Origin of the sequence: Halomonas sp. AOP5-B2-8 (genome assembly GCF_052376475.1) — a bacterium.
Lineage (GTDB): Bacteria > Pseudomonadota > Gammaproteobacteria > Pseudomonadales > Halomonadaceae > Vreelandella > Vreelandella casei.
The window spans coordinates 392,237-406,883 of the sequence record NZ_JBQSVS010000001.1; the positions used below are offsets into that span (position 1 = coordinate 392,237).

Here is a 14,647-nt window from a genome sequence, read left to right on the forward strand (position 1 = left end):
CAGAAAAAGTTTTGGGGAAAGAGCATAGCTTCACCAAGGCGCTGGAGTAGTATCTTCAGCGTAGTGCTAACGAGGAAACATGATGACAAACAAGCGTCGCGGAGCAACCCCCAACACCTCCCGGAAACGGGACAAAAGCCTGTTTGTAAACCGCGGTTTTACCCGCGATCGAGCTTTCCCATACTGAAAGCCAGGCACTGCTTGAGTTTCTGTATCGCCATCAGGAAGCACCGGAATTCACCGTACGCCTAAATACTTTGGCTATCAGGGACAACCGCTGCACCCAGCACCGCGCCATTTTTGACTATGCGGGCCAAGCCCGCCGTGGTGAACGCGTTACCGTTAAAGGCGACCGACCTTATGTCAGTGAAACCGCTGCTGAAATCGAATGGGGACTCGTCCGGTAACGAGTATTGCTTTGCCGCTTACCAAAAATATAAATGCTAGTACACCTACATAAGGCTGAAGGATGGACCTTGAACGATCGGTCGCTGCTAAACTAGCCCAACGCTGCCCAATCGCTGGAGACACTTAATGACACGGACCCACCATTTAAAGCCAACGTTTCAATTACGCTTGGTGCTGCATCGTGACGTGATTATTGGGCCGGGCAAAGCAGAACTGCTAGAAATGGTTAGCCAGACAGGTTCAATTTCAGCCGCTGGCCGCGCACTCAAGATGAGCTACAAAAAAGCCTGGCAGCTCATCGATACTATGAACAACCACTTTCCATCCCCTCTTGTATCGACCAGCTCTGGCGGTAACGAGCGCGGCGGTGCTCATCTCACGGAGCTTGGCAAGCAGGTGCTGACTCACTACCGTGCGTTGGAACGCCAGCTCTCGCTGGAGGACTCGACTGACGCTCAGGCGCTGCTTTCGCTATTGGTCCCGGCCAGCCATCCCAATCCCTGAACGTGCTTATTATCGTATTGAGCTAGTGAGCCGTTTTGTGTAATCTCCGCTATATCCATATGGAAATAACGGAATTAATACAATGCTTACACATGCAATGAATCGCCGTTTATTAGCCACTGCGCTGACACTAGCACTTCCAACCTCAGCCTTTGCCACTGACAACATTCAAGTCGCCGCCGCCGCCTCGCTTACCGATGCGCTCAATGACGCCATTGCCGTCTATGAAGCTCAGCATGATGTTGACGTGACGCCCATTTATGCATCGTCCTCGACGCTTGCTCGGCAAATCGCCAATGGCAGCCCCACGGATCTCTTCCTGTCCGCCAACGTACAGTGGATGGACTGGCTCGAAGAGCAAGGCGTCAACATCCAACAGCGCAGCGACTTACTCCAGAACCGTTTGGCGCTGGTATCAGCGAGCCCTGACCTGCCAGAACAGTTCGTCCCAGGCGACGAGGCACGCATTGCAACGCTGCTAGAAGAGCGTGATCGTCTTTCCGTCGGCGACCCGGATCACGTGCCGGCCGGTATCTACACCCAGCAAGCGCTGGAATTTCTCGGTGAGTGGGAAGAGCTGGAGCCAAAGCTTGCACGTGGCAACGACGTCCGCGCGGCGTTAACACTGGTAGAACGACAGGAAACGCCGCTTGGCGTTGTGTATCAAACTGATGCCTTTGCCAGTGACCGCGTGCGGGTACTCGGGCTATTTCCCACCTCCAGCCATGAACCCATCACCTACCCCATTGCACTAATAGGGGCAGAGCAAAACGACGCGGCCGTGGCGCTGCGCGAGTGGTTAGCAAGCGAAGAAGCGCTGACTATTTTTGCTGACTATGGCTTCGACACCGACATTAGCAGCCCGTGATACTGTCGCCAGCCGAATGGGAGGCTATCCGCCTTAGTCTCCTCATTGGCTTAGCGGCAGTGGCCTGGATTTTACCACCGGGCATTGCGGTTGCCTGGTGGTTAGCCCGACACGACTTCAGAGGCAAATCCATCGTCGATGGTTTTATTCATCTACCGCTGGTGCTGCCACCCGTGGTAGTGGGCTATTTACTCTTAGTATCGCTCGGTCGACAAGGGGTGGTCGGCCAGTGGTTATATGCCACTCTCGGCGTATCACTACCCTTCACATGGCAAGGCGCCGCCGTTGCCAGCGGCGTGATGGCATTTCCATTATTGGTACGAGCACTACGCCTATCATTGGAAGCGGTGGACCCCAAGCTTGAAGCCGCAGCGCGAACGCTAGGCGCCAATCGCTGGCGAGTGTTTACCTCCATTACGCTACCATTGGCCATTCCAGGCCTGCTGACGGGCACCGTCTTGGCCTTTGCCCGCGCGCTTTCCGAGTTTGGTGCCACCATCACGTTTGCCTCCAATATCCCAAGCGAAACACGTACCTTGCCGCTGGCGCTGTATACGCTGATTCAGACGCCCGGCCAGGAATCAGCGGCGGCGCGGCTCTGTGTTATCGCTATCATCATCGCCCTGTTCTCATTGATTGCCTCTGAATGGCTGGCTCGCCGCACCAAACAACGACTGCAGGAACGCGATGCCTACTAATCCTACTAATCCTAGTAACCTTAGTCATCCCGCATTGCCTGTGGGCTCCTCTTCGCTGTCATTGTCTATCGACCAACGGCTCGGTAGTTTTCATCTTCAAACCGAGCTGGTACTCCCCGCCCACGGCGTGACCGGCATTTTTGGCACGTCAGGAAGCGGCAAAACCAGCTTGCTGCGCCTTATTGCAGGTCTTGAATATCCCGATAGCGGGGTTATTCAGCTGGGTGACCAAGTGCTGCTGGATACCCGGCGCCGCATTAGCGTTGCCGCCCATAAACGTAGAATCGGTGTCGTGTTTCAGGAAGCCCGGCTGTTTCCTCACTACCGAGTACGCGGCAATCTCACCTATGGCATGCCAGCACATGCATCAGCCCGCTTTGAGGAAATCGTCGAGCTCCTGGGTATTAAAGCGTTGCTCGACCGTATGCCCGGCACGCTATCGGGCGGGGAAGCCAGGCGGGTTGCCATTGGCCGCGCACTGCTCAGCGACCCTCAACTGCTGCTGATGGATGAGCCACTGACAGGGCTAGATGGCGCGCGCAAAGACGAGCTACTACGCTTTATTGCTCAACTGACCAAGCAGGTAGACATTCCGGTAATTTACGTCAGCCATGATGCGGAGGAGATTTCAGCTATCGCCGATCATCTGGTGCTGATGAAGGCGGGCCGTGTCGTGGCCAGCGACCGATTGAATCACTTGCTACAGCGCTTTGATTTGACTCACGAACTCGGTGGGTTTGACGCTGCATCGATTCTTGAAGGCCGCATAGATGAACACGACGCGACGTACAATCTGACTCACCTCGCCCTTAATGACACCCATCGATTAGTCATACCGGGCACGTCGGCTCCTATCGGCAGCCCACTGCGCGTGCGTATCCTCGCACGCGATATTGCCTTAGCACTGACGCCATTACAGTCAACCAGCTACCGCAACCAGCTCAGCGCCACTATTGAAGACATGACCTCACTATCGACAAGCCCGCACTCCGTAGAGCTACTTTTGAACGTTGGCGATATCCGCCTAAGGGCAAGGCTAACGCGAAAGTCCTGGGATGAAATGGGGCTACATATCGGCAAACAGATCACGGCACTCATTCGCAGCGTATCGGTTGCTCACTATTGATCAGCGCCGGATTCGTGCAGTGCGGTGTATGTCATAAAGGAGCATCTTGCGGGGATGCTAAGGTGGTGCACTCAGTTTCTCGCACAAGCCCCTAGCCCCTAGCCCCTAGCCCCTAAACAGTTGGCCCGACAACCATCGTGTCGGGCCAACGTTAAGTGCTGCGTGAGCGATAGAAAGGCATCGTTAGAACGTTTTGGGGAACATCATTTGCGGCAGGTATAGAAACACGCTCGGCAGCAATATCATGGCAATAATCACTAGCATAATAAGCACGATGAGCGGCATGACAGCCACGAAAGCGCGCCCCATCGACACCTCGCCTATCTGTGTAGCTATCAGCAGACAAATACCGTATGGCGGCGTGATCAGTCCCAGCGTCAGCGACAAAATCACCACCAGGCCCATATGGATCTGGTTGATATCTGCCGACACGCAAAGCCCTTGAATGATAGGCAGGAAGATAATCACCGCCGTCACCGGGCTAAGCACTGTGCCGATGACGAGCATGAAAAACATCACCAGCAGCATGATACCGACTCGGGCCTGGGTAACAGACAGGATAAAGTCGGCAACCTCCTGAGCAATCCCCAGGTACGAGATCAGCCACCCCATGATCCCCGCTGACGCAACGGCGAACATCGGCAGCGAAAAGCTCACCACGGAATCGGCTAAAATACCCGGCAGTTGCTTAATATGAATCGCACGATAAAACACAAAGGCTAGAAGCCCACCGACCAGAACGGCTACCGAGGCCGCTTCTGTAGCGGTAAATACGCCGGCGGTAATACCGCCTAGCACGACCAGCGGTAACATCATGGGAGGTGCCGCCGTCAGGGCGGTGCGGCCCACTTTTGAGAACGAAAACTTGCCTGTTGCCTTGATACCGTGACGCTTGGCAACGTAATAGACGTAGCCCATCTGCATCAAACCTACCAGCACACCAGGCAATACGCCGCCCATGAACAACGCCCCGACAGACACATTGCCGAAAGCACCGTAAATCACCATCAAGATCGAGGGTGGAATAATACCGCCCAGTACTGAAGACGCCGCCGTTAAGGCAACAGCAAAAGGCGCGGGGTATCCGGACTTCTTCATCGCGGGAATAAGTACGGCGCCGACGCTGGCCGTATCAGCAGCGGCGGAGCCCGACAGGCTGGCAAACATCATCGACACCATGACGTTGATGTGCCCAAGCCCCCCGCGAACGTGCCCGACCGTGCTGTCAGCAAAGTTCAACAGGCGATCGGTAATGCCGCCGTCGTTCATCAGCCGGCCTAACAATAGAAAGAACGGCACGGCCAGCAGCGGAAATGAATTGATGCTGGCAAACATCTGGTTGACGACCGAGGTCAACGGTAGCCCTAGCTGGGTGATCGTAATAATAGATGCTAAGCCAATGGCAAACGCAATGGGTACGCTAAGCGCAATAAGAAGCAAAAAGCTGCCAATCAAGACCAACAAAGGGTTCATATTTTGGTTGCCTCGCGCGCGCTATCTACGCTGTTAGCTTTTTTGAGCATCGCAATATCATCCATTATGATTTCAAAGGAAAATAGCAACATCGCTAATCCCGCTACTGGAATCGCGGCAAATATATAGGCCATGGGCGTTCCTAGCGCGACCGAACGCCGGCTCCAGCCCATATCAACCAGCACATTGCCGTGGACAATTAACACATAGATCACCGGCAAGCAGGCGACGTTGCCAAACAGACGCAGCGCCCGCTGGGTGATCACAAAACGCGATGGAAAGACATCAACCACATAGTGACTGCGCCTGCGCACCGCAATAGCGGCACCCAGAAACACTGACCATACGAAAAACGCCATGGCTACTTCATCGGTCCAGGAAACCGAAATTTTCAAGTAGTTGCGCGCCACAACCTGATAGAGAACCGTAAGAATAAAGCCCGCAAACAAACTGCTCGCCACAAACGTCAGCGCCTTTTCTATTACATTGTTTATTCGTCGCATGCGTGCGCCCTTTCCTTCGCGGTAACGCTCCCCGTTAACGGGGAGCGGTCAGCTAACCAAGTGACTTATCGGTGACGGCTTAAAGATTACGAATCGTTTCAAGCAGTTCGGTCAAATCGCGCTCTTGAGCAAACTGGTCATGAAGAGGAACGATTTGATCAATAAAGGCCTGCTTGTCGACCTCCGTTACCGTTACACCCAGGTCTGCAAACTGCTGAATGACTTCGGCATCATACTCAACGCCTTTTTCTGTTCCGTACTCACCCGCGTGCTGCGCCGCGTCGAGAATAATGGCCTGATCTTCTTCTGAGAAACGATTAAAGCGGTTCTCGCTGATAGAGATGTGGCTCATCATGATCTGATGCTCGGTTTTGGCATGATACGGGGCGACTTCGTAGAGTCGGCTTGAGAAGTAGCCGCTGATAGTGCTTTCAAAGGCACCGACGACGCCAGTTTGCATACCCGTGTAGATTTCTGTCCAGGGGAGCGAGGTAGTCAACGCCCCCGCCGCTTGCCACATTTCTGCGTCAAGGCGTGAGCCGGTAACGCGCATTTTGACGCCTTCAAGGTCGGAAGGCTCAACAATCGGCCCCACATTGCTGCTTAAGTTGCGCGTACCGCCGCCGGTTAAGCTAAGCAGTTTCAAACCAACGCCAGACTCGCTCATGGCATTGTCGAAATACGCATAGACAGGAGAATCAGACGATGTGGCTGCGCGAAAGTCGTCCATATCATCAAACAAATAGTTGAGGCTGAAGATCTCGAAATCAGGAATATAGGGCGAAACATTCATGACCCCGCCAATAATCATGTCGGTCGTGCCAATGCGTATTTCGTCGACCATGGTTTGGTCGTTGCCCAGCTGCCCACCTTGAAAAATTTGTACTTTCACACGGCCATCGGTAGCTTCTTCGACTTCTGTTTTAAAGGCTTCCGCCGCATCAACCCAGGGGTGGGGCGCGGTGACGACGGTACCAAGGCGCAGCGTTTCTGCCAATGCTGGCGTTGCGGTCAACAGGGCCGCCGCGCTTAATAGGGCAATACTTGAGAGAGTGCGGGTCATCGTGGAGATTCCTTTGTCGATATATGGTTAGCAAAAAGGCCGTATGGCTACTTGCCCGATACCGGCTCGCCGAGCGTGTGCATTAGGCGGTTGGCCCATCCAAACAGCGTCGTTGAAAGCGTTAAATCCAAGATTTCTTGATCGTTTAAACCCACCTCTTTCAGACTTCCAATATCTTCTTGAGTGACGTTGGGAGGACATTCGGAAAGACGCATACCGAATTTCAAAATGGCGCGCGTGCGCGGGTCAAGATCGGCCTCTTTGCCACGCAGGAAGATATCCCCCATGACCCGATCATCGCCGACAATATTATTGTAACGCTGGGCATGAACAGCAGCACAATATATGCAGCGATTGACCACAGACGCAGCCACCGCGCCCAGTTCACGCTCTTCGCGGGCAAGGCCACCCTTGTCGTACATAATGCCGTTGAACAGCGAGGTGCGAATGCGCAGCGACTCCGGGTCGTGTGCCAACACCAGCACGTAATCGGATATCTTGGTATTAGAGGGCGTTTCCTTCAGCGCTTCGCGCTGGGCGGGCGTCGCCTGCTCATAATCAATCGGCGTGATATGGGGGCGCCACGTAGGGACACGCGTCGTAAACTTATGAATAACGCGGCTCATTGCGTTTCTCCCATCACACTTAACACAGCGGCAACTCGCAGCTGATAATTAACAAAGGCGACCAGCCCGGCTAAGCGCACAATGTCCGATTCATTGATATCCGCTTTACGCAGCCGTTCAATATCGCTTTCGCTGGCATCTTTGGGTGAGCGAGTGACTAAATCTACATAGCTCACCATGGCAGCTAGACGCGGCTCACTTGCCGGTGGGTGGCTGTCCGTCGTTGCCAAGCTCAGCGGGTCGGCTTCGCTGCCGTAGCTGGACAGCAGCTCGACATAGTGGCGCGTTAGCCCCTCTTGCTGGCACATTTTCGCCATCCGGCAGGCAAACACTGCCCTGGTTTCAAGCGCCAGCCCACCTGGGTCGCTGGGCAACAGGGCGGCTTTATAAGAGGCCTGCGTCAAGTCCATCAGCTTGCTACGCATCGCTAACGCGTCAGCGAGGGGGCCGGTACTCGGCACATTGGCCGCTGCTTCTATTACATTTGTCATTTTTATGTCCTTAAACGGATCAGCCAAGCGCTTCTTATCAAAGGGAACCGCTTTATAACGGTGACGGCAGCGGCGATGCCTGCCACTCGTCGCCCAGGAGTTCCGGGGTGTCATAGTCCTGAAACTGCTGCCAGTGGCGCTCAACGTCTTGCTGGTAAAAACACGCAGCGATGGCGTTAACCAGCCAGCTGGCTCCCTCGCTAATGCCCGGGATATCGCCACTTACTTTGCCAAGACTGACGGACGCACCGTAGTTGAAGCAGTGTATGTGGCGTAACCATGGCGCTGAACCAGGCTCACGTTCTTGAAAAGCGAAGTCGCGCCCGACATACGGGAATTTACCCAGCTCGTCATCCTCAAGCTCACGCGGCGGCTGATAGCAGTCGCGCCATAGCAGAATACGGTCGGCGTAACCCGCTAATTCAGTGCGTGCCAAAGGGTCGACTTCAAACCCGGTTCCCATAATCAGAAAGTCGCCGCGAACCTCGCCCTGCTGTGTTTCGAGCACAACGTCATCGCCGTCCATTCGCGTTGAACGGACACCGCAGCCAAAATGAAAATAGGCGTTGTCATGGCGGCTAACGCGCAAGGTAGAGCCACGCGGTGGCGGGGTCTGGGTAATAAAGGAGTAGTGCATAAAGCGCCAGCGCCAGTCGTCGCTCAAGCCGGCATAGCCTTGAGTGAAGCCAAACGAACCGATACCCATCATTTTATTGACGGTGGGCATTTGCGGACGGCGAATCAGAAAGCGCACCGATTGCGCGCCGTTCTCCAGCGCTTCGGCGGCATTATCAATGGCCGACGCGCCCACGCCTACGACAATAACCCGCTTGCCTTTTAACGCAGTAAAGTCGATATCATCTGCGGTATGCGCCCACACCCGCTCAGGCAAGGTGGCCACAAAACCCGGAATTTTGGGTGCGCCGGTGCCTTCACGCCCGGTCGCCATGATGAGTTTACGGGTCAGCACCGACCCGCTGCGGGCACCGGCACCCGAAAGTTCAAGGCTTAATAAATCGCCTTCTGGCTTAACATGCTCAACGTTAACGTTATTATCGATCGGCAGTGCCAGCACCTGACGATACCAGCATAAATAGTCCATCCACATGGGGCGGGGGATTTTATCCAGTGCTTCCCATGCCTCGTTACCGAACTGAGCTTCATGCCAGGCGCGAAATGTCAGCGACGCGAATCCATAGCTAGGGCCAGGTAGCGTTTTAGGCGAACGTAGCGTTTCCATCCGCGCATAGTTCATCCATGGTCCTTCAAGACCCGCGGCATTTCGATCGAAGACACGAATATTCCGAATACCCGCAGCTAACAGTGCAAACGCTGCGACCATACCGCACTGCCCGCCGCCTATGATGACGACATCATAAATATGTCGGCCATCGTGAGCGGCTCGGCTAGGCACCCAGTTTTCACGGGGCAGGTTTAAACACGCCAAGTCATAGCGGACGCGTTCATTAAGCGCTTCAAGACCAGCGCCAACCTGTGAGGGGGAAGAAGTTACTGTCATTGCGTCATCTCAATCTGGGACTGCCTAGCCTTGTCTGCTTCATGAGGCCACCAAAACCAACGGATAGGTACATCTGAGCTAGCAGTGCTTGCGGGCAGGTCGGCCTGTTCTGCCAACGCAACAATATCCCGTGCCTTAGCGAAGTAATCCTCGCCTTCTTCGAACGTGGCGTCTGATGCAGGGCTCGCCTGGGTGAAAAGCGCGTCCAGACATATCGCTGGCATGCTGGGCTGATTTTCCACCAAGTGTTGGCGAACGCTCCAAACACCGGATTTTTCATCGACGGTGTAGAGCTTCATTAATACCGCCGCGTAACGTGTAATAAACTCGACGGCAGATATTACATAGTTAGCCGACTCATTGCTAAAAAAGAAATGAAATCCGAGTCTTACCCAGCCTGGACGATATAAGCTTCGACCTTTTTGGACTAAGCGTTCGTGCTCTAACGCCGTGTCCGCATCAATTGAAAGCAGCTCATGACCATAAGGGCCTGCACACGAACAGCCGCCTCTTGCCTGAATGCCAAACAGGTCATTGAGCATGGCAACAATGAGATTGTGGTGAATGTCACGCTGCCCGGCGCGAACGTTAAAAGAGAAAATAGACAGCCGCGGCGCATCCACCGGCCCCAAAAGCGTTAAGTTATCAAGCGTTGACCAGCGCGCCATAGCCATCGCTATCATGGCTTTTTCCTGCGCTTCAATGTAATCCACACCAACCAGCGATTTAACGCGAAAGGCAAGGCCCGCTCGGATGTTGCCTAATATATCCGGGGTGCCGCCCTCCTCCCGGCGTTGAATATCGCTCACATAACGATGTTCCGTCGCGGTGACATAAGACACCGTGCCGCCGCCTGCAACCGAGGGGATGGCATTACGGCACAGCGCCTTTCTAATCACCAAGACGCCGGAACTACCCGGCCCACCTACGAACTTATGCGGCGAGACAAAAACCGCGTCCAGGTGATCATTTTTGCCGGTGCCCGCCACATTAATATCGACGTAAGGGCCGCTGGCGGCATAGTCAAAAAGCGCCAGCCCATCGTAACGATGCACCAGCGTGGCGATAGCCGAAACGTCCGTTTTGATACCGGTTACGTTAGAGGCTGCCGAAAACGCGGCAATTTTTAGCGGCCGGTCAACGTAGCGCTTTAGCTGCGCTTCTAGTTCGTCCAGGCGGATAAGGCCATCTTGGCCTAGCGAAATACGTACCAAGTCGGCATCGCATTCACGCCAGATAAGATCGTTGGAATGATGCTCGTAAGGTCCGATAAAAATTACCGGCCTAACGTCACCCAACGTATCGCCCCCCTGCTTTAGCTCTAAAATCTTACAACAGCGATCAATCGCTGCCGTTGCCCCGGCACCAGCAAACAACACCGCATAGTCGTCATTAGCCCCAACAGCCTGGGCCACCGCTTGGCGCGCGGACTCGCGATAGCGGGTGGTGACTTTGCCGGTAAAAGAAGTCTCGGTGTGCGTATTGGCATAAAACGGCAGCAGTTGCTGGTAAACGGCGTTTTCAACAAAGCCTAACGCACGCCCTGAAGCCGTGTAATCAGCATAAAGCAGCGGGCGCATGCCAAACGCGGTAGGAATAGACATGCCTTCGCCTATCACGTCATCGCGAAGAAACGCTACCCACTCACTAGAATTGCCCGAGAGGCAGCTCGGTGGTTTTTTTGACTTGTTCCATTGAAAAACATGATGTGACATTGCTTAACTCTACTGTCGAAATTAGCCTTTTATAAAAGGCGTCGAAAGACTGATTATCGCGTGTAATGACCTTAAGCAAATAATCATACTCACCGGCCAAACGATTAACTTCCATAATTTCAGGAAAAGACTGAACAGCTTCCTGAAATGTATCTAGCCAGGCTTGGTTATGTTTGTCTGTTTTAATCATGACAAACACAACAAGGCGAAGATTTAGCTTCTCAGGATTGAGAACGGCAATTCTTTTTTCTATAAACCCGTCTTTCTCTAACCGCTGTATTCTTCGCCAGCACGGGGTTACCGACAACCCAATCCCTTCTGCTAGCTGGGCAATAGAAAGACTATCATCATGCTGAAGCTGTTCAAGAATTTTTAAATCAAAGCGATCAATAAGCAATTTATTTCCCTTCAGATAAAATTATTAGAATAATTTTTTATATATTCAAAATATTGCTCCGTCAAGGAAAATAAATTCCTCTGCCATCCCGTCGATAAAAAAGCAAATAATGGAATTATATAAAGTCTGGCGGGGCAATCACACTCTTTATAAAATCAGGAAAACTTTGTAGACAGCATATTATCAATGCTTCTCACCAATTGAATATAAGCGTTAAAAACCAGCGTTAATAAAACACTAAAAAGCAGCCAAACTAAAAATCATAAAATATTATAAGCTAACCAAAAAAATCTATTGAATAGGCAACCCCGCCCTTTAGCTTTAAAAATACAACATAATCAGCTACCACATACATTGTTAGCAAAGGCTATGTTAGTTCGCCATTACAAACTTTATTTTTAATCATTACACTTTTTTAATCATTAAAGCATGCTAGGATTCATCGCTATTGAATACCCGACTTTTGCACTCAGGTATGGCTCTATCGCCATACTCGTCAGTAGATATACGCAGTCATTTGTTTCAGCTAGCGTTTCTATTGCTTGAGTTTCTATTGCTAAAGCGCCTACTCAGAAAGAGTTTTTAAGTTATGACACCGATCACCCTGCTGTTCCTGGCCGTATCAATGTCAGCGGATGCCTTCGCTGCCTCCATCAGCAAAGGCACAGAACTTAAGAAGCCCACTTTTCGCCATGCGATCGGTATTGGCTTAGTCTTTGGCATCATTGAAGCCATCACGCCGGTGCTCGGCTGGGCGGCGGGAAAGGCATCGCAGCAGTATGTGCAAGCCTGGGATCACTGGGTGGCATTCACTCTGCTTTCGGTGATTGGCCTGCATATGATTTACGCCGGGCTCAAAAAGGACGGCAAAGTAGAGCATCGCAAGCAAACACTCTGGCTATTAGTCATCACCGCCACCGCGACCAGCATTGATGCGATGGCGGTCGGCGCAAGCCTTGCCTTTATCGATGCCAACATTATCGCTACTAGCTTTGCCATTGGTCTGGCCACAACAATCATGGCTTCAATGGGCACGCTGCTGGGCCACCGGCTTGGTAAGTTTGTTGGCCATTGGGCAGAGTTAATCGGCGGTATTGTATTGATTGGGATTGGGCTGGCGGTACTGGCACAGCACACCGCCATTTTTTAGATCTTTTCAGCACGCCTAGACCCTGCATTGCACGCCACATAAAGGTCAGCTATCGCCAACGATAGCCGACCTAACCAGCCTTTAGATAGGCATCTGCGCGACCACTCCCCCATCACTCCCGCCCCTTAAACACCGGCCCCACCAGGGCGCCAACCTGTACTGTTCAGGCTTTAAGGAGTAGGGTATGCCACCTGCTCGATACCTCCTGCGCCTTATGGCGGCTTAATGATGGTATTGATCTGGCCCCCTTACGACGGCGTCTCCAACGTCGGATATTGCTTTACCAGACGGCTAACCGCAGTCTCATCTCGCTACAGACATAACTAGAAAGATGTTCTGTTTTTTGCTTACTTCCTGTGGCGACCGCTCCGTGAATGGAGTGTGGGTTGCTATAAAGGATGCTAAGGCTGCAAAGCCTATGGGTATTCAATGAACGAAGAAAGTTTCTATCAGTTCTCTACACTGACCGTGCTCGCCTTATTGGCGGCCTTTTATGGCGGCACTTATCTGCTGACCTTGCTAATCAAAAAGAAAAAGGAAAATACCGACGCCTTCATGGTGTCCAACCATCAAATCGGTTTTGGCCTAGGCGCCGCCAGTATGACCGCCACTTGGATATGGGCAGCATCCTTCTATGGTGCCGCTACCTCGGGCTATACCTACGGCATTTCAGGCCCCTTGCATTACGGGCTATGGGGTGCGCTGATGATTCTGTTCATCTACCCGTTTGGGCGTCGCTTTCGCAAGCTGGCTCCCAATGCGCACACCTTAGGCGAGCTGATTCATGCACGGCATGGTTCTTCCAGCCAGCTAATCCTCGCCTCTTCTAATATTCTGGGCAGTATCATTAGTCTGATGGTCAATTTCACGGCGTCGGGTGCGCTGGTCTCAGTACTCTCGCCGCTGTCATTCCAAGCAGGCGTTGTGATTGCCGGTGTCGGCGTGCTTTCTTACACGCTATGGTCCGGGTTTCGCGCATCGGTGCTCACCGACTTTGCCCAGCTAATGGCGATGATGGCCGTCGCCATCCTGATCATTCCAGCAGTCATGTTCGCACTCGGTGGCCCGCAAACGCTATCCGATGGAATGAGCCTACTGACGCCAGAGCAGGCAAATCTGTTCTCGATGGACGCGATTCTCAATCAGGGTGCACCCTTCTTCGTCGCCGTGTTGGCCTACGCTATTGGCAACCAGACTATTTCCCAGCGGCTATTCGCGGTGCGTGAAGACCATATCAAACCGACCTTTATCACCGCGACGATTGGCTACGGCGCGATCGTTATCGGCCTGGGCATGATTGGTTTGATGGCACTGATGACCGGCATGGAGCCCATCGATGGCGATATGAACAACCTGATACCGCAAATGGTGTCGATGTATCTGTCACCGGTATTTATTGGGCTGTTCTTTATTCTCGTTATCGGTTCGCTCTCTTCCACCGCCGACTCTGACCTTTCCGCCATGTCCGCCATTGTGATGGCCGATGTGTACGGCAAGAATATCGCCAAAAACAAACCTGATCCCACCAAGATGCTGTTTATTGGCAGGCTGACGATGATCATTGCCACGTTGATCGGCGTGATTCTGGCCAGCTTCTCGATGGATATTCTGATCATGCTGGTGTTTGTCGGCGCGCTCTGGGGTGCCATTGTATTTCCCGTTATCGCCAGCTGTTTCTGGGACCGAGTGACTAATAAGGCCTTCACCTCCGCGGTCATCGCGGGCCTGGTGATGTTCTGCGTCGCCCGCTTTGAACTAGTGCCAATGGTCGGCGTCACCGCTGGGCTGTTTGAGTTACTGGCCGCCGTGGGCGGTGGTGTGGTGCTGGGTCTGATGGCCTTTGGCTTCTGCGGTCGTCGGGTCGGTGTGGTCTTCGGTGCCCTCTGCACCATCGTGCTCGCCTACTTCTGTTTCGGCTTCCTGCGCGACTACACGGTATTACTAGCCTCGTTAATGGCTTATGGCGTCAGCACCCTTGTGTGTATCGGCGTTAGCCTGCTGAGCTCCAGCAAGTTCGACTTCGCGCAGATTAACCAGGACGTCATTAACTACGATCCGGTCAAGCCTGCTGTTCAGGCTTAAGGCCTTCGCATCGCAAGAACCACT

At 53.1% G+C, this 14,647-nt stretch carries 15 protein-coding genes; 7 read left to right on the forward strand and 8 right to left on the reverse strand.

Going from position 1 to position 14,647, the window contains the following annotated elements:
* Positions 1-167: 167 nt before the first annotated feature.
* The 5 genes from ACT3RP_RS01760 to modC all read left to right on the forward strand — a co-directional run bounded on the left by ACT3RP_RS01760 (position 168) and on the right by modC (position 3,604).
* Positions 168-407 carry a TauD/TfdA dioxygenase family protein gene (locus ACT3RP_RS01760; protein WP_483393350.1) on the forward strand — a complete coding sequence of 80 codons (240 nt, stop codon included), beginning with the start codon at positions 168-170 and terminating at the stop codon, positions 405-407.
* Between the two features lie 127 nt (positions 408-534).
* Complete coding sequence (locus ACT3RP_RS01765; protein WP_441684869.1) at positions 535-912, forward strand: winged helix-turn-helix domain-containing protein; 378 nt, start codon at positions 535-537, stop codon at positions 910-912.
* Positions 913-994: 82 nt separating this feature from the next.
* A complete protein-coding gene (gene modA, locus ACT3RP_RS01770; protein WP_096281607.1) occupies positions 995-1,780 on the forward strand; it encodes a molybdate ABC transporter substrate-binding protein in 786 nt (261 codons plus the stop codon).
* Positions 1,780-2,478 carry a molybdate ABC transporter permease subunit gene (gene modB / locus ACT3RP_RS01775; RefSeq protein WP_483393351.1) on the forward strand — a complete coding sequence of 233 codons (699 nt, stop codon included), beginning with the start codon at positions 1,780-1,782 and terminating at the stop codon, positions 2,476-2,478. The genes modA and modB overlap by 1 nt, the downstream gene beginning before the upstream one ends.
* Positions 2,468-3,604 (forward strand): molybdenum ABC transporter ATP-binding protein, encoded by a 1,137-nt coding sequence (gene modC, locus ACT3RP_RS01780; protein WP_483393112.1) that lies wholly within the window; start codon positions 2,468-2,470, stop codon positions 3,602-3,604. The genes modB and modC overlap by 11 nt, the downstream gene beginning before the upstream one ends.
* A gap of 183 nt (positions 3,605-3,787) precedes the next feature.
* Here the strand turns inward: modC and ACT3RP_RS01785 are convergent, their stop codons facing one another.
* The 8 genes from ACT3RP_RS01785 to ACT3RP_RS01820 form a co-directional block, all read right to left on the reverse strand.
* Positions 3,788-5,077 (reverse strand): TRAP transporter large permease, encoded by a 1,290-nt coding sequence (locus tag ACT3RP_RS01785; protein ID WP_096281624.1) that lies wholly within the window; start codon positions 5,075-5,077, stop codon positions 3,788-3,790.
* Positions 5,074-5,580 carry a TRAP transporter small permease gene (locus ACT3RP_RS01790; RefSeq protein ID WP_483393113.1) on the reverse strand — a complete coding sequence of 169 codons (507 nt, stop codon included), beginning with the start codon at positions 5,578-5,580 and terminating at the stop codon, positions 5,074-5,076. Before ACT3RP_RS01790 ends, ACT3RP_RS01785 begins: the two co-directional genes overlap by 4 nt.
* Before the next feature lie 79 nt (positions 5,581-5,659).
* Positions 5,660-6,643 carry a TRAP transporter substrate-binding protein gene (locus tag ACT3RP_RS01795; protein ID WP_096281628.1) on the reverse strand — a complete coding sequence of 328 codons (984 nt, stop codon included), beginning with the start codon at positions 6,641-6,643 and terminating at the stop codon, positions 5,660-5,662.
* Between the two features lie 47 nt (positions 6,644-6,690).
* A complete protein-coding gene (locus ACT3RP_RS01800) occupies positions 6,691-7,269 on the reverse strand; it encodes a peroxidase-related enzyme (protein ID WP_441684881.1) in 579 nt (192 codons plus the stop codon).
* Positions 7,266-7,760, reverse strand: coding sequence for a CMD domain-containing protein (locus ACT3RP_RS01805; RefSeq protein WP_483393114.1), 495 nt, complete (start codon positions 7,758-7,760; stop codon positions 7,266-7,268). The genes ACT3RP_RS01800 and ACT3RP_RS01805 overlap by 4 nt, the downstream gene beginning before the upstream one ends.
* 52 nt (positions 7,761-7,812) lie before the next feature.
* A complete protein-coding gene (locus tag ACT3RP_RS01810; protein WP_483393115.1) occupies positions 7,813-9,279 on the reverse strand; it encodes an NAD(P)-binding domain-containing protein in 1,467 nt (488 codons plus the stop codon).
* On the reverse strand, positions 9,276-10,883 hold the full coding sequence (locus tag ACT3RP_RS01815) for an aminotransferase class V-fold PLP-dependent enzyme (protein ID WP_444671582.1): 1,608 nt from the start codon (positions 10,881-10,883) through the stop codon (positions 9,276-9,278). Before ACT3RP_RS01815 ends, ACT3RP_RS01810 begins: the two co-directional genes overlap by 4 nt.
* 43 nt (positions 10,884-10,926) lie before the next feature.
* Positions 10,927-11,391, reverse strand: a complete 465-nt coding sequence (locus ACT3RP_RS01820; RefSeq protein WP_217990292.1) for an Lrp/AsnC family transcriptional regulator — start codon at positions 11,389-11,391, stop codon at positions 10,927-10,929.
* A 589-nt stretch (positions 11,392-11,980) separates the two neighbouring features.
* Between ACT3RP_RS01820 and ACT3RP_RS01825 the strand changes: the two genes are divergently transcribed.
* The gene (locus tag ACT3RP_RS01825; protein ID WP_096281637.1) at positions 11,981-12,541 is read left to right on the forward strand and encodes a manganese efflux pump MntP; all 561 of its coding nucleotides are present in this window, start codon (positions 11,981-11,983) and stop codon (positions 12,539-12,541) included.
* A 429-nt stretch (positions 12,542-12,970) separates the two neighbouring features.
* A complete protein-coding gene (locus ACT3RP_RS01830; RefSeq protein WP_096281639.1) occupies positions 12,971-14,623 on the forward strand; it encodes a sodium:solute symporter family protein in 1,653 nt (550 codons plus the stop codon).
* Positions 14,624-14,647: the final 24 nt, after the last annotated feature.